The sequence below is a fragment of the Colwellia sp. Arc7-D genome, from assembly GCF_003061515.1.
Lineage (GTDB): Bacteria > Pseudomonadota > Gammaproteobacteria > Enterobacterales > Alteromonadaceae > Cognaticolwellia.
Genome location: NZ_CP028924.1, coordinates 3,748,498 through 3,771,486, shown reverse-complemented (window position 1 = coordinate 3,771,486; position 22,989 = coordinate 3,748,498). Strand labels below are relative to the sequence as shown.

Annotated in this window: 20 protein-coding genes; all 20 read left to right on the top strand. The window is 40.1% G+C overall.

From position 1 onward, the window contains the following. The first annotated feature begins 94 nt into the window (after positions 1-94). The 20 genes from DBO93_RS16230 to lpxC all read left to right on the top strand — a co-directional run bounded on the left by DBO93_RS16230 (position 95) and on the right by lpxC (position 22,841). Positions 95-496: a YcxB family protein gene (locus DBO93_RS16230; protein WP_162533811.1), complete on the top strand. Its 402-nt coding sequence runs from the start codon at positions 95-97 to the stop codon at positions 494-496. 186 nt (positions 497-682) lie between these two features. Further along, complete coding sequence (locus DBO93_RS16225) at positions 683-1,696, top strand: extracellular solute-binding protein (RefSeq protein ID WP_108457271.1); 1,014 nt, start codon at positions 683-685, stop codon at positions 1,694-1,696. Between the two features lie 120 nt (positions 1,697-1,816). Next, entirely contained in the window at positions 1,817-3,349 is a 1,533-nt protein-coding gene (locus DBO93_RS16220; protein ID WP_239059022.1) for an iron ABC transporter permease, read from the top strand. Next, on the top strand, positions 3,346-4,455 hold the full coding sequence (locus DBO93_RS16215) for an ABC transporter ATP-binding protein (protein WP_108457270.1): 1,110 nt from the start codon (positions 3,346-3,348) through the stop codon (positions 4,453-4,455). Before DBO93_RS16220 ends, DBO93_RS16215 begins: the two co-directional genes overlap by 4 nt. Before the next feature lie 272 nt (positions 4,456-4,727). Beyond that, on the top strand, positions 4,728-5,186 hold the full coding sequence (mraZ, locus tag DBO93_RS16210; RefSeq protein WP_108457269.1) for a division/cell wall cluster transcriptional repressor MraZ: 459 nt from the start codon (positions 4,728-4,730) through the stop codon (positions 5,184-5,186). A 51-nt stretch (positions 5,187-5,237) separates the two neighbouring features. After that, a complete protein-coding gene (rsmH, locus tag DBO93_RS16205; protein ID WP_108457268.1) occupies positions 5,238-6,179 on the top strand; it encodes a 16S rRNA (cytosine(1402)-N(4))-methyltransferase RsmH in 942 nt (313 codons plus the stop codon). Positions 6,180-6,194: 15 nt separating this feature from the next. Then, positions 6,195-6,509, top strand: a complete 315-nt coding sequence (ftsL, locus tag DBO93_RS16200; protein WP_108457267.1) for a cell division protein FtsL — start codon at positions 6,195-6,197, stop codon at positions 6,507-6,509. 20 nt (positions 6,510-6,529) lie between these two features. After that, positions 6,530-8,287, top strand: coding sequence for a penicillin-binding transpeptidase domain-containing protein (locus DBO93_RS16195; RefSeq protein ID WP_108457266.1), 1,758 nt, complete (start codon positions 6,530-6,532; stop codon positions 8,285-8,287). Beyond that, complete coding sequence (locus DBO93_RS16190; RefSeq protein ID WP_108457265.1) at positions 8,280-9,878, top strand: UDP-N-acetylmuramoyl-L-alanyl-D-glutamate--2,6-diaminopimelate ligase; 1,599 nt, start codon at positions 8,280-8,282, stop codon at positions 9,876-9,878. Before DBO93_RS16195 ends, DBO93_RS16190 begins: the two co-directional genes overlap by 8 nt. Continuing rightward, positions 9,875-11,275 carry a UDP-N-acetylmuramoyl-tripeptide--D-alanyl-D-alanine ligase gene (gene murF, locus DBO93_RS16185; protein ID WP_108457264.1) on the top strand — a complete coding sequence of 467 codons (1,401 nt, stop codon included), beginning with the start codon at positions 9,875-9,877 and terminating at the stop codon, positions 11,273-11,275. Before DBO93_RS16190 ends, murF begins: the two co-directional genes overlap by 4 nt. After that, the gene (gene mraY / locus DBO93_RS16180) at positions 11,275-12,357 is read left to right on the top strand and encodes a phospho-N-acetylmuramoyl-pentapeptide-transferase (RefSeq protein ID WP_108457263.1); all 1,083 of its coding nucleotides are present in this window, start codon (positions 11,275-11,277) and stop codon (positions 12,355-12,357) included. Before murF ends, mraY begins: the two co-directional genes overlap by 1 nt. 10 nt (positions 12,358-12,367) lie before the next feature. Continuing rightward, positions 12,368-13,762 (top strand): UDP-N-acetylmuramoyl-L-alanine--D-glutamate ligase, encoded by a 1,395-nt coding sequence (gene murD / locus DBO93_RS16175; protein ID WP_239059021.1) that lies wholly within the window; start codon positions 12,368-12,370, stop codon positions 13,760-13,762. Between the two features lie 35 nt (positions 13,763-13,797). Further along, on the top strand, positions 13,798-15,024 hold the full coding sequence (gene ftsW / locus DBO93_RS16170) for a cell division protein FtsW (RefSeq protein ID WP_239059217.1): 1,227 nt from the start codon (positions 13,798-13,800) through the stop codon (positions 15,022-15,024). Next, positions 15,017-16,123 (top strand): undecaprenyldiphospho-muramoylpentapeptide beta-N-acetylglucosaminyltransferase, encoded by a 1,107-nt coding sequence (gene murG / locus DBO93_RS16165; RefSeq protein WP_108457261.1) that lies wholly within the window; start codon positions 15,017-15,019, stop codon positions 16,121-16,123. Before ftsW ends, murG begins: the two co-directional genes overlap by 8 nt. Before the next feature lie 8 nt (positions 16,124-16,131). Beyond that, complete coding sequence (gene murC, locus DBO93_RS16160) at positions 16,132-17,592, top strand: UDP-N-acetylmuramate--L-alanine ligase (protein ID WP_108457896.1); 1,461 nt, start codon at positions 16,132-16,134, stop codon at positions 17,590-17,592. Beyond that, entirely contained in the window at positions 17,589-18,524 is a 936-nt protein-coding gene (locus tag DBO93_RS16155) for a D-alanine--D-alanine ligase (protein WP_275403655.1), read from the top strand. Before murC ends, DBO93_RS16155 begins: the two co-directional genes overlap by 4 nt. A gap of 3 nt (positions 18,525-18,527) precedes the next feature. Continuing rightward, positions 18,528-19,301: a cell division protein FtsQ/DivIB gene (locus tag DBO93_RS16150; protein ID WP_108457260.1), complete on the top strand. Its 774-nt coding sequence runs from the start codon at positions 18,528-18,530 to the stop codon at positions 19,299-19,301. Positions 19,302-19,306: 5 nt separating this feature from the next. Continuing rightward, on the top strand, positions 19,307-20,542 hold the full coding sequence (gene ftsA / locus DBO93_RS16145) for a cell division protein FtsA (RefSeq protein ID WP_108457259.1): 1,236 nt from the start codon (positions 19,307-19,309) through the stop codon (positions 20,540-20,542). A gap of 81 nt (positions 20,543-20,623) precedes the next feature. After that, positions 20,624-21,787 carry a cell division protein FtsZ gene (ftsZ, locus tag DBO93_RS16140; RefSeq protein WP_108457894.1) on the top strand — a complete coding sequence of 388 codons (1,164 nt, stop codon included), beginning with the start codon at positions 20,624-20,626 and terminating at the stop codon, positions 21,785-21,787. 136 nt (positions 21,788-21,923) lie between these two features. Beyond that, positions 21,924-22,841, top strand: coding sequence for a UDP-3-O-acyl-N-acetylglucosamine deacetylase (gene lpxC / locus DBO93_RS16135; RefSeq protein WP_108457258.1), 918 nt, complete (start codon positions 21,924-21,926; stop codon positions 22,839-22,841). Positions 22,842-22,989: the final 148 nt, after the last annotated feature.

Sequence of the window (22,989 nt, the reverse complement as noted above, 5' to 3'; positions counted from 1 at the left end):
CATTAATTATAACTGTAATATGACCCAGCCCTTTAGTTATCAAACAAGCTTTATATTAGACAAATCTCATTTTAGTGAATGCTATGAGGAGTCTGTGCCAGCACAAACGCCCATCACTTTGTATAGTAAAGGTGCTGTTCTGATGTTAATTGGTGCCGTATTAGTTATCTTTTCAGAGCTTAACCCTTATGCAGCCTGGTTTATTTTCACGCTTGGTGTATTAGAAATTGTTAGTAGCCACTATAAAAAGCCGTGGTGGGTTGTACGTCAGATGTTAAGTAAAGTCGCCAAAGCTGAAGTTACCCTTAAAATTGATGATGATTGTATACACATATCGTCATTCTATAATGATAACAATATGAAATTTAGTGATATTAACCAAATAACAGCAACAGAAAATGGTTGGTTAATAAAACATAGTAATAGCAGGCATTATATTTCTAACCGTTGCCTTGATGAGCAAGCTCAGGCTTTTTTAAAAACTAAAATGGGTTAATAATTTCTCTTGATGACGTTATTGTTTATTTTGGTGAGCTTATTAATCATATTTATATAAATTTAGTATAAGTTCTATAAAAGTTGAATGAGAATAATTCGCAAAAACCTTGACAGCGATAAGTATCTTCATTAGTCTTGCGGCAACTATAAATTCATCAATTTTCTAATTGTTTAGGCAGGTTTCATGTTGAATAAAATTTGGTTTTCTTCTTTTGTTTTAGTCGCTATTTTAGCGACAAGTAATAGCGTTTTCGCCAATGACGATGTTAATGTTTACTCATATCGACAACCGTTTTTAGTTGAACCATTATTTAAAGAGTTTACGAAAGAAACGGGTATCAAGGTTAATGTAGTTTTTGCCAAGAAAGGCATGGCTGAAAGACTAGCACGTGAAGGCGAATATAGTCCCGCCGACATTTTATTAACAACTGATATTAGCCGCTTAATTGAATTAAAAGACAAGCATTTACTTCAAGCTGTTCAATCGGCAGAACTCACGGCCGCAATTCCAGCACAATTTAAAGCGTCGGATAATACCTGGTACGCATTAACAACACGCGTGCGTAATATTTATTCGGCAAAAAGATTAGGTAAAATTGATTTTAATTATGAAGACCTAGCTGATGAAAAATACCGAGGTAAAATTTGTACTCGCAGCGGTAAGCATCCATATAATGTAGCACTAATCGCTTCAATGATTGCAGAACATGGCGAAGCCGATACTTTGATTTGGTTAGAAAAAGTTAAAGCTAACTTAGCTCGTAAACCACAAGGTAGTGATCGAGCGCAAGTACAAGCTATTCATCAAAACTTATGCGACATATCATTAGGTAATAGTTACTACTTTGGTAATATGCTTAACGATGAAAAACAAAAAGTGTGGGCAGACGCTGTTAATATTAACTTCCCTAATCAAAGTAATCGCGGTGCTCATGTTAATATTTCTGGTATGGCCATGGCAAAATATGCACCAAATAAAGCTAATGCCCTAACTTTAATGAATTTTCTTGTCTCAGAGCCAGCGCAAAAAATGTATGCTCAAACGAACATGGAATACCCTGTTCGCCCTGGTGTACAACCTTCTAAATTAGTCGCTTCTTGGGGACAATTCAAAGCCGATAACTTATCGCTCGAAACTATCGCTAAACATAGAAAATCGGCATTGATTTTACTTGATAAAGCACAATTTGATCTCTAATTCTCAACATCTCGAGTTCACTGAGTGATAATCGGTAATAAAAGTACCAGCTGGAAATTTTTCAGCTGGTTTTTTGCTTTAGCGCTAATGTCACCTATTGTAGTCATGCTAATAGGTAGCATGAGTGATTCAGGCGACCTTTTTTCGCATTTATGGGCTACGGTATTACCAGAATATATCCAAAATACCATTATACTTGGCGTGTTGGTCGCATTGCTTTCATTTTGTTTTGGTGTGCCCGCTGCAGCGCTTATTAGTCAAACTAATATCGTCATGGCTAAGCAGTTAAGGTGGCTATTAATGCTACCGCTGGCGATGCCAGCTTACTTAGTTGCTTATCTATATACTGATTTATTTGATTATGCTGGGCCTGTGCAACGTGTATTGCGTGCATGGTTTAATTGGCAATCACCCAATGATTATTACTTTTTTGACATTAGAACCATAGGTGGCGCGGCAATTGTCATTTCATTGGTGATGTTTCCTTATGTCTACATGCTGACACGTACCGCTTTTGAGCAGCAAGACAGAAACCTGTTCAGAGCAAGTCGCTTATTAGGTTGCACCGAACGACAAAGCTTTTATCAAATAGCGTTACCATTAGCACGACCCGCTATTGCTGTGTCACTAATGTTAGTGATCATGGAAACACTCGCCGATTTTGCTACCGTACAATACTTTGCTGTAAATACTTTAACGACGGCTATTTATGATACCTGGTTAGGTTATGGTGATTTTGGCGCGGCGAACGCCTTAGCTAGTGTACTGATGTTATTTATTTTATTTATTGTGGTTGCCGAACAAAGAGCTAGAGCAGGGCAACGTCATCAATCAAGTCGACCAAATACAGAGCATCAGCTAAAGCAGCTGACTTTTGGACAACAAATACTGGCCAGTATTTTTTGTTGGTTCTTGGTGATTGCTGGGTTTTTATTGCCGTTAACGTTACTCATTATTATGGCAATAGATTATGCTGATTATCATCAGTTGATTGCGTTAATTGCTACCGGTAAAAATAGTATTGAAATTGCGGTTTATAGTGCGACTATAGCCACTTTAATTGCACTGACGCTGGCTTTATTTCAACGATTACATCAAAGTCGCGGTCGCATGATACCCGTGCAAATTTCTGGCTTTGGTTATGCTATTCCCGGTACGGTACTTGCCATGGCTATGTTAGCTACTTTTGGTCCTTTAGATCATCTCATTAACGACATCGCCAAAGCGTTAAACTTTCAAGCGCCGGGATTAATACTATCAGGTACAGTCTTTGCTATTATTTTTGCATTTGTGGTACGTTTTTCTGCTATAGCTAATGGCACGATAAACGCAGGCATTAGTCAAATACCTAAATCGCTTGATCTCGCGCCTGGCAGTTTAGGCGTAAAAACTTTACCGGCTATTTTTCGGGTACATCTACCGTTATTAAAATCATCAATTTTGGTTGCTTGGCTGTTAGTGTTTGTTGAAGCAATGAAAGAGTTACCTGCTGTGTTATTATTACGCCCGTTTAATTTTGAAACCTTAAGTACGCAGATATATCAGCTAATTTCCGACGAACGCCTAGAACAAGGGGCGTTAGGTGCTATCTTGATTGTTTTGTTTGGTTTATTACCTATTATTTTTCTTAACCGCCAGAAGGACAGCGAGTGAAGCCACTTATTAATATTGAAAATTTAGCGGTCGAATTACAATCTAAAAGCATCCTCTCTAAGGTTAATTTATCACTGGAAAAAGGTGAGATTTTAGGGCTTGTTGGTCCTAGTGGTTGCGGCAAAACTACATTGCTTAACACGTTGGCGGGTTTTATTGCACAAAGTACTGGCACCATTGAAATTAACTCTAGCCATAAACCGTCAATACAAGTGACTATCGATAATATGCTGCCAGCAGAACAGCGTAATATTGGTATGATATTTCAAGATTACGCATTATTTCCCCACTTAAATGTTAATGAAAATATTTGCTTTGGGCTTAAAAACCTCACCAAGCTAGAGCAAAAATCGCGTTGCGAGGAATTATTAACCTTGCTTGAGTTATCAGCATTTGGGCAACGATACCCGCATCAACTATCTGGTGGCCAACAACAACGTGTTGCAATTGCAAGAGCGTTAGCGCCACAGCCCAGTTTACTGTTACTTGATGAACCGTTTTCAAATATTGACGCGAGATTGCGTAATGAGTTAATGATTGAAATAAGGCAGCTATTAAAACGCTTAGGTATGACCGCTATTTTCGTTACTCACAATAAAGACGAAGTGTTTACATTTGCAGATAAAATTGCCGTTATGCATCAGGGACAAGTATTGCAAATGGGATCGCCTGCAAGTGTTTGTCAGCATCCCAATAGTTGGCAAGTTGCTGACTTTTTACAACTGGGTAGCTGGCTACCAGTTACTTTACTTGAAAATGAGCACTCTGCATCAGTATCTACACTTATTGGAGACATTGAACCTGAAAATGTTTTACAACAAACAACAAATAATACGGCTAATAAAGCACTGAGTTATCAGTTGTTAGTAAAGCCTAATCATGTCGAGTTATGTCAGCAGCAAAAACCTAATGTCGTTATTGAACACGTCAGTGTGACAGAACAAGGTTTTCACTATTTATTGCGTAGCACGGAACAAAATGTTGCATTATCCTTTACTCAGTTAAGTTATTATAGCCAAGAGCTTCACAGATTAGGTGATGCATTATCGGTGCGATTAAAAGCCGATAACTTCCATTTATATGCGGTTGAAAATAGCCACTTATAGGGTGAGTTTATTACCACTGTCGCTGATCTGTGACAGTAAAACAGCATTTTTAGCCAAAAATTATTAATTTTTCGGGCCAAATTGGGCAACCGATCCACAAAAGCCCACAAATTCATTCACTTCCCTAAAAGCCTTTATTTTCTAGGCACTCAGCGCGTTCAAATTACAAAACTTTGCTTGACATAAGTTGACTTTACTCACTAAACTGTATCATTGTGGTAAAAAGTGGGAATTAGTGGATCAAAGGTGATCCCAAACTAATTAAGTGGATTATGTACAGAGGCACTAGCGCTATAACGCTCGACAGCAAAAATAGAATCACGATACCTACAAGGTACCGCGAGGAGCTGTTTGCCGATTGCCAAGGAAAAATGGTTTGTACTGTTGATATTCAACATCCGTGTTTATTGTTATACCCGCTTCCCGAATGGGAAGAAATAGAATTAAAGCTTTGTGGCTTGTCGAGTATGAACCCACAAGAGCGATTATTACAACAAGTGCTATTAGGCAATGCCTCAGATTGTGAAATTGATAAAAGCGGCCGTTTATTAATTAATGGCCCACTGCGACAACATGCCGGCTTAGAAAAAGGCTTGATGCTCGTTGGACAGTTAAGAAAGTTTGAAATCTGGAGCGAAAATGCATGGCAAGATCAAATGCAGCAAGGTATTGCTAAAATTCAGTCAGGTGAAATAGAACTCACTGACCGACTTCTTGATTTGTCGTTATGATAAATCAAACCGCGAAAATAATGAAAATTATAGGGTATCGATAAACTCATAATGCAACATGATAATGCACATATTTCAGTACTACTTGCCGAGTCGATTACAGGACTTGCGATTAAACCAGATGGTATTTATATCGACTGTACCTTTGGTCGTGGCGGGCATTCAGGTTTAATTCTTGAAAACTTAGGACCTAAAGGTCGTTTGATTGCGATAGATCGTGATCCATCAGCGATAGCCGCTGCAGAAAAGTATGCTAACGATGAACGCTTTATTATTGAACATCATGGTTTTGCTGATTTAGAAATGATTGTAGAAAAACATCAGCTAGTTGAAAAAATAGATGGTGTTTTATTGGATCTAGGTGTGTCATCTCCGCAACTTGATGAAGCAGAACGTGGCTTTAGTTTTATGAAAGACGGCCCGCTTGATATGCGCATGGATACATCACGTGGTCAAACAGCTGCTGAATGGCTAGCCGTTGCCGATGTTGAAGACATTACGTGGGTACTTCGAACTTTTGGTGAAGAAAAACATGCATGGCGCATTGCCAATGCGATTGTCGACGAGCGCGAAGTTACCGCGTTGACACGCACCGGGCAATTAGCGCAACTCATTAAGAAAACTGCGCCACAAAGAGAAATTAAAAAGCATCCTGCAACAAGAAGCTTTCAAGCCATTCGTATGTATATCAACAGCGAATTAGAGCAAATTGAGCAAGTGTTGGCTGCGTCTTTATCAGTATTAGCAACAGATGGCCGTTTGGTTGTGATTAGCTTTCATTCGCTTGAAGATCGCTTAGTGAAGCAGTTTATGAAAAAGCATTCACAAGGCAAAAAAGTACCTCGTGGTATGCCAATCAGTGAAGCAGAATTAAACAAAGGTAAAAACTTGAGCTTAATTGGCCGCAAGTTAAAACCAACGAAAGATGAAGTGGAAGAAAATGTGCGTTCTCGTAGCTCAGTACTTAGAGTTGCTCAGAGACTAGTACGCTAACTTTGGCGCTTTAGTATGGCAAACCAAAAAGTTGTGTTAACGCTTGATATTTGGCATGACATCCGCCGACATTTTTGGATTTATGGCATTTTATTATTGGTATTGATTTCTGCGTTTTCGGTGATTTATTTCACCCATTTAAATAGGCTTACTACCAGTAAAATTGAAATATTATTAACTGAGCGTGACGCTTTAGAAAATGAATGGCGTAACTTGGTTCTAGAGCAAAATAGTTTAGCAGAACATAGTGCGATTGAAAGTAGCGCAGAGAAGCAACTGAATATGACCAGACCAGACGCAAGCTCGGAAATTATAATTAAATTACCATGATTTATTAGCACGGGTAGGCAATGAAAAAACCAGCACAATATAATCCAAACACGGTAGCATGGCGTTTTTACGTTGTGTTAGGCGCTGTTGTGCTGATTTACGCAGGTTTGATGGCTCGTACTGCTTACATTCAAGTATTTGAACCCGACATGCTGAAAAAGCAAGGCGACAATCGCTCGCTTCGTACCAATACAAAAACAGTGCAACGCGGTTCAATTGTTGACCGTAATGGTCATGAACTGGCGATCAGTGTGCCTGTGGAGACTGTCTGGGCTGATCCTAAAATTATTTTTGACACCAATGCGTTGTCGATGACTGAGCATTGGCAGGCTTTAGCTGATGTATTAGGTCAAGACGTGAACAAGTTAAAAGTTCGTGTAACGAAAAACCCTAGAAAACGTTTTGTTTATATCGAACGAAAAGTAGCGCCGGCAATGGCGAACTATATTCAAGAGTTAAAAATTCCGGGTATTCATTTACGTAAAGAATCTAAACGTTTTTACCCTGCAGGTGAAATAAGCGCTCATATTGTTGGCTTTACGAATGTTGATGATAAGGGCATTGAAGGCGTAGAACGCGTTTATGACCAACTGTTGACCGGTGAAGACGGCGAGAAAAAGTATCGTAAAGATGCCAAAGGCCGCAAGATTGAAATTTTATCAGTTAAAGCGTCTACTCAACCCAAAACAATTACCTTGAGTATCGACCAACGTATTCAAGCATTGGCTTATCGTGAGTTAAAAGGCGCGGTTAAAGCATTTAAAGCCACATCAGGCTCTGCTGTTGTTACCAATGTAAATACTGGCGAAGTTCTAGCGCTTGTTAATAGCCCATCATACAACCCAAATAATCGTTCAGGTGTGGCAATTCATCGTTTTCGTAACCGTGCGATTACCGATATTTATGAACCAGGTTCTACCATGAAGCCGTTAACAGTTTTAACCGCTTTAGAATTTGGTAGCGTAAAAAAAGACAGTATTGTTGATACCTACCCAGGTTGGATGCGTTTAGGGGGGAGTCGTGTTTCTGATCCACGCTATCTTGGTAAAATCTCTTTAGCAGATTTATTGGTGCATTCATCTAATATGGGCACGACTAAATTGGCGTTATCGGTGCCAAAAGATTACTTAATTGATAAGTTTTTTGACGCGGGATTTTCTGAAGATACAGGTACTGGGCTGGTGGGTGAAAGCTCTGGCATGATGCACGATAGAGCACGATGGTCAAAATTTGAACTAGCAACGTTATCTTGGGGTCATGGTGTCGCCATTACGCCAATTCAACTGGCACGCTTTTATACAACACTAGCAAATGGTGGTGTTAAAACACCGTTAACTATTTTAAAGCAAGACAAAGAATCATTAGCGCAGCAAAAGCATGAACGTATTTTCTCAGCTGAAAATAGTCAAAATGTGGTTGAAATGTTAGAGCATGTAGTTAATGAGCAATATACCGTAGCGAAAGTTGATGGATATCGTGTTGGTGGAAAAAGTGGTACAGCAATTAAAGCGTTTGCTGGTGGATATGGCAGTGATTATGTAGGTTTATTTGCTGGCATAGCCCCTATTTCAGACCCGGAAATTGCCGTGGTTGTGGTCATTGATGATCCTGGCGGTGATTTATATCACGGTGGTGAAGTTGCCGCTCCGGTGTTTTCTCGAATTATGAAGGGCACGCTGCGGCTGCTCAATGTCCCGCCTGATGCGAACACGCGAGTGACCTCTGTACAAGCAGAGAAAAAAATTGAAAGTGTACCTAAGGAGCGTGACCATGTTTGATCACGCTTTAACCGTTTCTACTGCACCGACAAATTTTGCCGCCATTGAAGCGGTTTTAAGCTTTGGTGAAATTACGCTTGCGCCTAATGATTTAACGCAATTAGCAACACAGTTTTCTCAAAACTTTAACTCAACTAGAGCTAATTTAGTCAACGACACAAGGGCGTTAATATCGGGCGATGTTTTTTGCGCGGTTATTGGCAGTTTACGTGACGGCCGTGAATATACGGTACAGGCGTTATCGGCGAATTGTGCAATGATATTACAAGAAACAACTGAGTCGTCCGAACATGGCAAATTGACATGGCTTGGACAAGCCTCAGGTCAAGAAACGCCAGTATTAAGTTATTTCCAGCTGAATGATAATTTGTTCAATGTTGCAAAAGTATTTTATGGCGAACCGCAAAAATTGTTAAATATTATTGGAATTACCGGTACTAATGGTAAAACCAGCACGAGCCAAATTATTGCGAACTTACTCGATAGTTGTCAGAAAAACTGTGCAGTTATTGGCACCAATGGCGCGGGTAAGTTGGCACAATTACATACGATTGAAAACACCACGCCGGGCGCAACTGAGTTGCATCAATTGTTGGCGTTATTTGCCGACAATAAAATTACAGATGTTGCTATGGAAGTATCTTCGCATGCTTTAGCGCAAAAACGTGTTAATGCAACCTTATTTAATACCGCCGTTTTTACAAATTTGAGTCGTGACCATTTAGATTATCATCAAACCATGGCCGCTTATGCTGAAGCAAAAAAAGCTATATTCACTGGCGATAATAAGCAAGTAGCGGTGATCAATGGCGACGACGCGCAAGCACAAAAATGGTTAGAAAATTGGCCAAGTACACAAGCTGTTGTTGTTTACGGACGAGACGCCAATGTTGCTAGTTATCAGCGCTTCGCACAAGCACTAGATGTTAAACATTATCCTCAAGGTGTTAGTTTTCAGCTGGTTACTGACCAAGGCAAATGTGAAATTAACAGCCAATTATTAGGTGACTTTAACGTTGAGAACTTGCTTGCTGCTATTGCCGTGTTAATGGTCGAAAAAATAGCCCTTGCGACAATTGCTAAAGCGATTACTCAGCTTGTGCCCATTATTGGTCGCATGGAGTCATTTTCCTTACAAGGTAAGCCTACAGCCGTAGTTGATTACGCGCATACCCCAGATGCATTAGCTAGCGCTTTAGATGCTTGCCGATTACATTGCCAAGGTAAGTTATGGTTAGTATTTGGTTGCGGTGGTGACAGAGATACAGGCAAAAGAGCGTTAATGGCTAAAGTTGCCGAAAGCAAAGCAGATTGCATGATCATTACCAATGACAACCCGCGCAGCGAAGACCCTGAAGCCATAGCTGCAGATATTATTGCAGGGTTAGATAAAAATACACGTTTTGAAAAAATACTAGATAGAGCAACGGCAGTATCCACGGCTTTACAACAAGCGGATGCCAATGATGTTGTGCTTTGCGCTGGAAAAGGCCATGAAGATTACATTATTTTTGGTAATGAAAAACGCCATTATGACGAACGTGCAGTAGTTAAAGCATTCTACTCTTCAGAAAAAGAGGTAACGGTATGATTGCGTTAACCTTAACTGAACTGTCACAAGTGATAAATGGTGAACTTATAGGTGAAGACTTAACAATTCATGCCATAAGTACGGATAGTCGTGCATTAAAACCTGGTGATGTTTTCTTAGCATTGCAAGGGCCAAACTTTGACGGACACAAATTCTTAAGCCAAGCAAGTACATTGGGTTGCAGCGCGGTAATCGTTCAAAAAGCGCAAGCAGATCTTACTATTGCACAAGTTGTGGTTAAAGACACTCACACAGCACTGGGTGAAATTGCCGCTTATGTAAAAGCAAAAGTTGCGCCGAAAACGGTTGCTATAACCGGTAGTAGTGGCAAAACCACCGTAAAAGAGATGGTGGCGGCAATTTTAAGTCGTTTAGGTAATGTGCTTGCGACGAAAGGTAACTTTAATAACGATATTGGTGTGCCGTTAACACTATTACGTTTAGAAGATAAACATGACTTTGCTGTCGTAGAGTTAGGTGCAAATCATTTGGGTGAAATTGCATATACCTCCGCGTTGGTTAAACCCGATGTAGCCATCATTAATAATATTGCCGCAGCGCATTTAGAGGGGTTTGGCGATTTATGTGGTGTGGCTCGCGCTAAAGGTGAAATTTTTTCTGGCTTAAATATCGGTGGCGTTGCCATTTATAATCAAGACACTCAATGGGCAGATAAATGGCTGTGGCGCTTAGCTGACAAAAAAGTCCTGAAATTTTCCTGTAAAGATGTCGCTGACTGTTACAGTCATCAAGAGACTTTAGACGAAAACGGTTGTGCAAATTTCACTTTAACAACGCCAATAGGCAGTACATCAATTGCGTTGACCGTGCCTGGTCATCATAACGTTTGCAATGCTGTTGCGGCAGCAACTATCGCATTAGAATTTGGTGCTAGCCTAGAAGATATTCGCCTAGGTTTAGCAAAAATGGCAGAAGTTAAAGGGCGTCTAAACTTACATCAACTTAATAAGCAAACTAAATTAATTGACGATACTTACAATGCTAACGTCGAATCAATTAATGCAGCATCTGATTTATTAGCCAGTTACCCAGGGCGTAGAATCCTTATTCTTGGCGATATGGGCGAATTAGGCTCAGAAGCACGCCGTTATCATCAAGAGGTTGGCGAGCATGCAAAAGACAAGCAAATTGACGATTTGTTGACCTTAGGCGTGCTAAGTCAAAATGCATCTGATGCTTTTTATCAAGGGCAGCAAAAACAAGCTCAACATTTTAGTAGTAGAGAGAATTTATTGTCACGTTTACAACAGTTACTTCAAGATGAAAAACAACAAGTGACTATTTTAGTAAAAGGTTCGCGCAGTGCTCATATGGAATACGTAGTAGCTGATATTATTCAATGGCATAACAGTCAGACTATGCAGGAGCAGGCATAATGTTACTTTGGTTAGGTGAGTATCTCACTCAGTATTATTCATTTTTTAATGTCTTTTCGTATTTAACATTTCGAGCCATTATTTCAACTCTTACTGCGTTGATTATCTCGTTATATTTTGGCCCTAAATTGATCCGAGCATTACAAAATATGCAAATAGGTCAAACGGTTCGCGATGATGGTCCAGAAAGCCATTTAGTTAAATCGGGAACACCTACCATGGGTGGGCTATTAATATTAGCGTCTATCGTGGTCAGCGTTTTATTGTGGGCCGATTTATCTAACACCTATGTTTGGGTGGTGTTATTTGTAATAGCTAGTTTTGGCTTGATTGGCTTTGTTGATGATTATCGTAAAGTTATTCGCAAAGACTCTAATGGTTTAATTGCCCGCTGGAAATATTTCTGGCAAACGGTTATTGGTTTAGCTACGGCAATATTCTTATATCAATTTGCCCAAAGCCCTGAAGAAACAACGTTACTCATTCCATTTGTGAAAAATGTTTTACCGCAGTTAGGCTTGCTCTACATCGGTTTAGTGTATTTCGTTATTGTCGGTACAAGTAACGCGGTTAACTTAACCGATGGTCTTGATGGCTTAGCTATTGTGCCAACCATTATGGTGGCCGGCGCGTTCGCGGTATTTGCTTACATGACAGGTCATGCAAATTTTTCTGAATACTTACACATTCCACACATTGCCTTAGCCAGTGAACTGGTGGTGGTATGTACGGCGATTGTTGGTGCAGGCTTAGGATTTTTGTGGTTTAACACATACCCTGCGCAAGTTTTCATGGGGGATGTTGGCTCACTTGCTTTAGGCGCTGCATTGGGTGTTATTGCTGTATTGGTGAGACAAGAATTAGTGTTATTTATTATGGGTGGTGTATTTGTTATTGAAACGCTATCGGTAATTTTACAAGTGGGTTCATACAAATTGCGTGGTCAGCGCATATTCCGTATGGCGCCTATTCATCATCATTACGAATTAAAAGGCTGGCCAGAGCCAAGAGTGATTGTTCGCTTTTGGATAATTTCTTTAGTGTTAGTTTTGATTGGCTTAGCCACTCTGAAATTAAGGTAAATATAAACGCGTGAATAAACATTTGCATCAGTCGGTAACGACACAATTAGCAAATAAGCGAATCGTGATCTTAGGTATAGGGATCACAGGATTGTCGTGCGCGCGTTTTTTACATCGTCATCAAATTTCATTTGCAGTAAACGATAGTCGAGCAATGCCTATTTCGCCCGGTGATTTTAAAAATCAATTTGCAAATAATACTTTATCACTTGGGCAGTGGGACTCTGCATTGATCGCCCAAGCAGAAGTGTTAATTGTCAGTCCAGGTATTGATATTTCAGTGCCTGAAATTAGCCATGCTATTGCAAAAAATTGTGATGTTATTGGCGATATAGAACTATTTTGTCGCTTAAGTGATACGAAAATTATTGCCGTTACTGGCTCAAACGGTAAATCTACCGTGGTTTCAATGCTAAATTATGTTGGTAACGCACTAGGCTATCATGTGCAGTTGGGTGGAAATATTGGCTTGCCAGTACTTGATCAAATAGATGAAGTAGACGCTGATTTTATTGTGTTAGAACTGTCAAGCTTTCAGCTTGAAACAGTTAAAAGCATGAAAGCCTTAGCAGCGACCATATTAAATATCAGCGATGATCATTTAGATCGCCATAAAACCATAGAAAATTATGCTGCGATTAAGCAAAAAATTTATCAAAACGCACGTTATGCAATTTTTAATCGTGACGATGAATCAACTAAACCCAATGAAAATTGTACCAACACTGAACAGTTAAACTTTGGCTGTGATTCAGCACAAAATGCAAATTTTGGTTTAGCTGATATTGATGGTGTTGTGCACTTAATGGACGGTGAAACAGCGTTATGTTCATTAACAGAGTTACCATTACAAGGTATTCACAATGCGGTTAATTATCTAGCGGTATTGGCTTTAGGAAAATGTGCGGGCTGGAATGTCGCTGCGATGCTAGCAAGCTTAATAACCTTTAAAGGCCTTGCACATCGTTGCGAAGTAATTGAAACAACCGATGGCATTTGTTGGGTAAACGACTCAAAAGCTACTAATGTTGGTGCAACACTTGCCGCTATTGAAGGGCTATCACCGACATTAAAAAACAATAAACTGATTTTGATTGCTGGCGGTGATGGCAAAGGTGCTGATTTTTCTCCGCTAACACAAGCGCTGACACAACACGTTGATTACTTGATCACATTAGGTAAAGACGGACGCGCTATTGCTTCATTACGATTACCAAATCAAGCCAGTACAACGACCCATGTTGAGACCTTATCAGCAGCAGTTTCGCTGGCTAAAAATCAGGCTAACGCAGGCGATATGGTTTTATTATCACCAGCTTGTGCCAGTTTAGATATGTTTTCAAATTATGTTGAACGCGGTGTTGTATTTATAAAGTCGGTGCTAACGCAAAAGGAGCCTGTGTAATGTCGGTTTCTTTTGCAAACTTGTCACAGTGGACAATGCCAACTTGGCTACAAGTGGAGTCTCGCTCGGTTGCCACCTTTGATCGCAGCTATGTATTACTTGCGCTTAGTATGTACATGATAGGTTTAATTATGGTGGCAAGTTCTTCAATGCCAATTGCCGAGCGATTATTTGAAAACCCATTCCATTTCATCGTCAGGCATATGATTTATATCGTATTAAGTTTAGGCGTTGCAGGCCTAACGTTACAAATTCCAATGCAGCGCTGGCATCAATTTAGCAGTAATTTGTTGATATTAGGCATTGTTTTACTGGTTGTTGTTTTAGTCGTTGGCCGAAATGTTAATGGCTCTACACGCTGGATCGCCATTGGACCGATAACGATACAGGCGGCAGAGCCAGCAAAACTGTTTTTCTTTTGCTATTTATCTGCCTACCTAGTGAGAAGACGTGATGAAGTCATGGAGAACGTTAAAGGTTTTGCCAAACCATTAATCGTTTTTGGAGCGTTAAGTGGTTTGTTATTAATGCAACCAGATTTAGGCACCATTATCGTGATGTTTGTCACCACATTTGGTTTACTGTTTCTAGCCGGCGCTAAGTTATGGCAATTTATAGCTATTTCAGGTGTAGGGGTCACATTATTATCAATGTTAGCTTATTTCTCTCCGTATCGCTGGGCAAGGGTTACGGGCTTTCTTGACCCATGGAAAGACCCTTTTGGCAGCGGTTATCAGTTAACACAATCGTTAATGGCTTATGGTCGCGGTGAAACATTTGGTCAGGGCCTTGGCAATAGTGTACAAAAATTAGAATATCTACCTGAAGCACATACCGATTTTGTTATGGCTGTGCTTGCAGAAGAATTTGGCTTTATCGGCATAAGCGTTATTTTAATCTTAAGTATGAGCTTGGTTTTTAAGGCTTTATTATTAGGTAGAAAAGCCGTTAATCAAGAGAAGTATTTTGAAGGTTTTTTTGCTTACGCGATTGGTATTTGGTTTTGTTTTCAAGCAGCCGTTAATATAGGCGCAAGTGCAGGTATTGTACCGACCAAAGGATTGACCATGCCGTTAATTAGTTATGGTGGTAGTTCCATGATCATTATGACTATGGCAGTCGCCGTTTTAATCCGTATAGATCACGAAATAAGATTACAAAGTATTCAAGCAACCAGTCGCGCTACTGGTACTCATAAAAGCACTAAGAAGAAATCAAGTAAAGTGAAGAAAACTAAAATTATCGAGGGCGGCAATGACTGAACAAGTAAGTCATGAAGTTAAACGCCCAACACTGCTCGTAATGGCAGGTGGAACCGGCGGACATATATTCCCAGGCATTGCTGTTGCAGATGCACTGGTAAAACAAGGTTGGAATATTCATTGGCTTGGCACAGCTCAGCGAATGGAAGCCGATTTGGTGCCTAAAAATGGCTATCCAATTTCATTTATAAACATGGCAGGCGTGCGTAATAAAAACTGGCAAACATGGTTGAAAACACCGTTTAAAATTATGCAGTCTGTTATGCAGTCTATCCAGATTTTACGCAAAGTTAAGCCAGATGTTGTGTTAGGAATGGGAGGCTACGCAAGTGCTCCAGGTGGAGTAGCTGCTTGGCTACTAGGAATTCCGTTGGTATTGCATGAACAAAATGCCGTTGCAGGTATGAGTAACCGTTTTCTTTCGTATTTAGCAACGACAACCTTAAGTGCGTTTCCGGGAGCTTTTAGTAAAAGAGTAACTTCTAAAGTCGTTGGCAACCCATTACGTAGCGATATTATTGCCATAAAAAATGTTGTTCCTGCACAGCCTGCTACCAGTAAAAAAGTGTTAGTTGTTGGCGGAAGTTTAGGGGCAAAGATACTGAATGATGTAGTGCCGCAAGCGATGAATCAAATCAAGGTGCAAAGTATTGATGTTTGGCATCAAACAGGCGGCGGTAATGAACAAGCCGTACTAAAAAGTTATCAAGATTACGGATTACCTGAAGAAAAGGTCAAGGTAACAGAATTTATTGAAGATATGGCAGCAGCTTATGAATGGGCCGATGTTGTTATTTGTCGAGCAGGTGCACTTACTGTGTCGGAATTAGCCATGGCAGCAAAACCGGCAATATTTGTACCTTTGCCACATGCGGTTGATGATCATCAAACTAAGAACGCTATGTATTTAGTTAATTGTGGCGCGGCAAAGTTAATTCCACAAAAAGAGTTTAATGGCACCACACTAGGGCAAACGCTAAATAGCCTGTTTATTTCAGACAAAGTAGTGCAGCAAATGTCTAAAGCTGCACACAACGCTGCCCATGCTGATGCAACGAATCTCGTTTCATCAGCTTGTATTGAAGTAGCAAAAATATGAGTGAATTAATGACAGCACAAAATGACAAAAATACTGTATCAAACCTGAGCAATAACAGGGTGCCAGAAATGCGCCGTGTGAAAACCATCCACTTTGTTGGTATTGGTGGCGCGGGTATGGGTGGTATTGCTGAAGTATTGTTAAATGAAGGTTATCAAATTACTGGCTCTGATATTGGAGAAAACCAAGTCGTTAAACGACTAATGGCTTTAGGTGCAAAGGTCACTATAGGCCATCACGCTGATAATGTTTCTGGCGCTAGTGTTATTGTGGTTTCAACTGCTATTGATAGTGAAAACCCTGAACTGACTGCAGCATATGATCAACGTATCCCTGTTGTTCGAAGAGCTGAAATGTTAGCCGAGTTAATGCGTTTTCGTCATGGTATTGCCATTGCCGGTACACATGGTAAAACCACCACTACAAGCTTAATTGCCAGTATTTTTGCACAAGCAAATTTAGATCCTACTTTTGTTATTGGCGGTTTACTAAATAGTGCTGGAACGAATGCTCGTTTAGGTAGTAGCCGTTATTTAATTGCTGAAGCAGATGAAAGCGATGCGTCATTCTTACATCTGCAACCTATGGTTTCAGTGATCACAAACATTGACGAAGATCATATGGAAACGTATGAAGGTGATTTTGAAAAACTTAAAGATACCTACATCGAGTTTTTACATAACCTACCTTTTTATGGTTTAGCCGTGGTTTGCTTAGATAACCCAGTCGTGCGAGAAATTTTACCGCGTATTAGTCGCCAAGTTATTACTTATGGCTTTTGCGAAGATGCAGACGTTAGGGCAACACAATACCAACAATCAGCCGGTATGAGTTCATTTGTTGTTGAACGTAAAGGCAGTGCTCCTTTAGCTATAAGTGTTAACTTGCCCGGCGAGCATAATGTATTAAATGCCTTAGCAGGTGTTGCAGTAGCTATTGATGAAGGTGTTGCCGACATTGCTATTCAACAAGCTCTTCAAGGTTTTGCTGGCATAGGCAGACGCTTCGAAAAACTAGCAACGTTGCAAACCGAGCAAGGCGAAATGATGCTAATTGATGATTACGGTCATCATCCAACAGAAGTGAAAGCAACCATATCTGCAATGCGTAACGGCTGGCCTGAAAAAAGATTGATCATGGTATTTCAACCTCATAGATATTCGCGCACCCGTGATTTATATGAAGACTTTGTTGAAGTGCTATCTGAAGTTGATTGCTTATTTTTACTTGATGTTTACGCTGCAGGCGAAGCGCCAATTGCCAATGCTGACAGTAAAAGTTTAGCGCGTAGTATTCGTTTACGTGGCCAAATAGAACCTATTTATGTTAGCGACAGTGATAAATTAGCCGAGCTAATCGCTGCTCAGTTGCAAGATGGCGACATGGTTATTACGCAAGGTGCCGGAAATATTGGTGCAATTGCGCGTAGTTTAGCCGCAGATGAAAAATTGACGGTGACAAACTCATGAAACCTTTAATGGAACAAAAGTTAGCCGTACTTTATGGCGGTACATCAGCAGAGAGAGCTGTGTCTCTAAATTCAGGTGTAGCGGTTGCTAAAGGCTTAGAGGCTGCTGGTTTTAAAGTACAGCTTATTGATACTCAAGACTACTGTTTAAGCGATCTTGTAAAGCTTGATATTGATCGAGTTTTTATTGCCTTGCATGGCCGAGGTGGTGAAGACGGCTGTGTACAAGGTGCATTGCAATATATGAATATTCCCTACACAGGTTCTGATGTGTTGGGCTCTGCATTATCGATGGATAAAATTCGCAGTAAGCAAGTATTTCAAGCGTTGAACTTACCTACCGCGGCTTTTGCTATTGTCGATAAAGCGCAATATCAAATGGCAGATGCAGAAAAAATTCTGCAACAGCTAGGTAACGTGGTTATGGTGAAGCCAGCTAATGAAGGCTCCAGCATAGGAATGTCTAAGGCAAATAATGCCGAAGAATTGCATCAAGCGCTTATTGCCGCGTTTAACTATGACCACCAAATATTAGTAGAAGCTTGGGTTCAAGGTCCTGAATACACGATTGCGATTTTAGGCCAAACGGCTTTACCTGTAATTCATATGGAAACACCAAACGATTTTTATGATTACGATGCGAAATATAAATCTAATACTACGCAATATCACTGTCCTTGCTCACTTTCAAATGAGGATGAGGTTGAACTTCAATCAATAGCATTAAAGGCGTTCAACGCCACGGGTGCAAAAGGTTGGGGACGTGTTGATGTCATGCGAAATAGCCAAGGACAATGGCAGATACTAGAAGTAAATACTGTACCAGGTATGACAGAAACGTCATTAGTGCCTAAAGCAGCAAAAGTATTTGGCTTAAGTTTTAGTGAGTTAGTAACAAAAATTGTAGAAATAAGCGCGGAAGGTAGCGCGTAAGTTATGGCAACGTCACAACAACTTCCGTTAAAGGAAGAGCTCTCAAACCTGCATTGGTCATTTTGGTTAGGGGTTACGTTTTTCGTTGCGGTTATTATTGCGATTTTATCGTTTGGTATTTTTTTAAACAAACAATTGAGTGCTGAAGAGTCGGCACCTGTTACATCTATTGCTATAGCGGGTGAAATGCCGTATACAACGCGTGCAGATATTGAAGGTGCAATAGAAAAAGTTAACTTAGGTAATTTTTTCAACTTAGATGTTAATGATGTACAGAAAAAAGTGGCCATGTTGCCATGGGTTTATTCAGTTTCTGTTCGTAAAAAGTGGCCTGATGAACTGAAGATCTATGTGGTAGATCAGAAGCCTATCGCTCATTGGAATGGTGACTTTTTAATAAATGTTAATGGCAAGGCTTTTCAGGCGGATGTAAAGCGCTTAGCCAAAAAATTACCGGCCTTTTTTGGGCCAGAAGGTAGTGAGCAAATAGCATTAGACAATTTTATAAATTTGAACAAGCTATTGGATTTTAGCCAATTAGCAATTGATGAATTAGTGCTGACTGAGCGTTTTGCTTGGCAGCTAATCTTAAATGATGGCATTACCATTGATTTAGGACGAGATAATAGAGTAGAACGTATACAGCGTTTTATGGATATTTATCCAGAAATTAAATTACACAAAAAGGAAGGCCAACAAGTTGATTACGTTGACCTGAGATACGATACCGGTTTAGCCGTTGGTTGGAAGACCTCGGATAATAAAGAAAGAGTTTAGCCTGAATGTCAAAAATAACTGAAAGAAATTTAGTGGTTGGATTAGATATTGGAACGTCAAAAATTTCAGTAGCTGTTGGCGAGATCACGCCTGATAACCAGCTCAGTATCGTAGGGGTTGGAAATCAACCTGCTCGTGGCATGGATAAAGGCGGTGTTAATGACTTAAACCTCGTTATTCAGTCCATTCAACGTGCGATTAATGAAGCTGAATTAATGGCTGATTGTCATATTACCTCAGTTTATCTTGGCATTTCTGGTAAGCATATCAGTTGTCAAAATGAAAACGGTATGGTGCCAATTAATGACAAAGAAGTCATGCAGGACGATGTAGATAACGTGATTCATACGGCGCGTTCAGTACCTATTTCTGCTGAACGTCGGATGTTACATGTGTTACCTCAAGAATATAGTATTGACTGTCAAGATGGCATTAAAAGCCCTATTGGTATGTCAGGCGTAAGAATGGAAGCCAAAGTTCATATTGTAACGTGTGCTAATGACATGGCTAAAAACATTGTTAAATGTGTTGAGCGTTGCGATTTAAAGGCTGACCAATTAATTTTTTCAGCACTTGCCTCTAGCTACGCCATTTTAACTGACGATGAAAAAGAGCTCGGTATTTGTGTTGTTGATATGGGTGCAGGCACCATGGATATTGCTGTTTTTACTGGCGGAGCGTTACGCCATACTGCAGTTATTCCAGTTGCAGGTAACCAAGTCACTAGCGATATAGCTAAAATATTTCGCACACCATTAAGCCATGCTGAAGATATTAAAGTGCAGTATGCCTGTGCATTGCGCCAAATGGTGAGCATGGAAGAAAACATTGAAGTACCCAGTGTTGGAGGACGTCCAGCGCGTTCAATGTCTCGTCATACCTTAGCTGAAGTTGTTGAGCCTAGGTATCAAGAGTTATTTGAACTGATACAAGAAGAATTAAGAGAGTGTGGTTTAGAAGATCAAATTGCCGCAGGTTATGTATTAACTGGCGGTACCGCAAAAATGGAAGGTGTGGTTGAGTTTGCTGAAGAAGTATTTCAAATGCCAGCTCGTGTAGCGCAACCTTCTGACGTATGTGGATTGAAAGAGTATGTAAACGACCCAACATACTCCACGGTTGTTGGCTTATTGCATTACGGCATGCAGGCGAGTCAGCAACAAAGTAACGAACAAAAGAAAAGTGAGTCAGTTGGTAGCATCGGATCGAAAATACTGGCTTGGTTTAAAGGCGAATTTTAATTAGTGGCATTAGCGGCTAATTAAAGGTGTAAGAAAAGTGTTTTGGTGGAACAAAACGTAATAAAAATCGGAGATAATAAAATGTTTGAATTAATGGAAGATCATAACGAAGAAGCAGTCATCAAAGTTATAGGCGTTGGTGGTGGTGGTGGTAATGCGGTAGAACACATGGTTTTACAAACCATTGAAGGTGTTGAATTTATTACCGCAAATACTGACTCGCAAGCATTACGCAATTCAGCGGCGAATGTTACTTTACAACTTGGCCACGATGTTACAAAAGGTTTAGGCGCTGGCGCTAATCCAGAAATCGGTCGTCGCAGTGCAGAAGAAGATAGAGAAACCATTAAAGAAGCACTTAAAGGTGCTGATATGGTATTTATCGCTGCAGGTATGGGCGGTGGTACGGGTACTGGTGCAGCACCTGTAGTAGCTGAAATTGCGAAAGAAATGGGTATTTTAACGGTTGCAGTAGTAACCAAACCTTTCCCATTCGAAGGCAAAAAACGCATGAATTATGCTGATCAAGGTATTGAGTTTTTATCAAAAAATGTCGATTCATTGATCACTATTCCAAACGAAAAACTGTTAAAAGTATTAGGCCCAGGTACAAGCTTATTAGATGCATTTAAAGCGGCTAATGATGTTCTATTAGGAGCAGTGCAAGGTATTGCGGAACTTATTACTCGACCGGGACTCATAAATGTCGATTTCGCCGATGTTAGAACGGTAATGTCTGAAATGGGTACAGCAATGATGGGCTCAGGCACAGCATCTGGTCCTGATCGTGCAGAAGAAGCCGCAGAAGCCGCAATTTCTAGTCCGTTACTTGAAGACGTTGATTTAGCCGGCGCTCGTGGCATTTTGGTCAACATTACTGCGGGTATGGATATCAGTATTGATGAGTTTGAAACTGTAGGTAACATGGTTAAAGCTTTTTCATCTGAAAATGCTACGGTAGTTGTTGGTGCGGTTATTGACCCTGAAATGACAGAAGATCTGCGTGTTACCGTTGTAGCAACAGGTATTGGTGCAGAGCGCAAGCCTGACATAACACTAGTTAACCCTGCGCCTATTGCTGAACCGCAAGTGGTTGGTGGTGATTATATCCCAAGCGCACAACCAGAGTTATCAGCGAGTCCGGTAACTATGCCAGAAGCAAATGCTCAAGCACAAAAAGTAGCGGCAACAGAGCTTGATGATTACTTAGATATTCCAGCATTTTTACGCAAACAAGCTGATTAATCGCGATTAATTTGGCTTGCTAATAATGCTATAAAAGTTGGAATATTGATTTTGTTAGGCTTTTTTGATATATTACGTCTCCGCTTAAATCAGTGGCGGCTAATAAATATAAAATATAGGCTTAAGAAGGCTATTTATGATTAAACAACGTACGTTAAAAGAAAGTGTCTCTGCCATTGGTGTAGGGTTACATAAAGGTGAAAAGGTGCAGATAACTCTCCGTCCTGCGCCTGCTAACACCGGTATTATTTTTCGCCGAGTTGATTTAGATCCCGTTGTCGATATCCCCGCGACACCGGAAGCTGTGGGCGAAACTACCCTTTGTACATGTTTAGTGAATGAGCAAGGTGTTCAGATTTCCACCGTCGAACATTTGCTTTCTGCTGTTGCAGGTTTAGGTATTGATAACCTTATTGTTGAGGTTGACTCACCTGAGATTCCAATTATGGATGGCAGTGCTTTACCGTTTGTATATTTAATACAGTCGGTAGGCATTGAAACATCAAATGTTGCCAAACGCTTTTTACGCATTACTAAAACTATTCGCGTTGAAGAAGGTGATAAATGGGCCGAATTAAAGCCTTATGAAGGATTCCGCGTAAACTTCGCTATTGAATTCGAACATCCTGTAATCGTAAATACTTGTCAAGCGATGAGTATGGACCTTTCAAGTTGTTCGTTTATCAAAGAAATTAGTCGTGCACGTACTTTTGGTTTTATGAAAGACATTGAATTCTTGCGCTCTCATAATTTAGCACTCGGTGGCAGTTTAGAAAATGCTATTGTGCTAGATGAATATCGCATGCTAAATAAAGATGATCTTCGCTATGATGACGAGTTTGTAAAACATAAAATTCTTGATGCCATTGGTGATTTATACATGAGCGGTGTTAGTATTTTAGGTGAACTTAATGCCTTTAAATCTGGTCATGCATTAAATAACATCTTGCTACGAGAAGTGTTTAAGCAAGTTGATTGTTGGGAATGGGTGACATTTGAAGACAGTGCTAAATCACCTATTCAATATCAAGAGATTGAAGCAACGTCTTTTTAATAGATCTTCCTTTCAATACTTAGCAATTAAAACCAGTCGATGACTGGTTTTTTTATAGCTAAAAAAGGGATTGTTTAAGCAAAAAACTTTCAGGTAATAAGATGAAGGTATGCATAGGTGAAGAATTGCTAATCGTTATTGATATGCT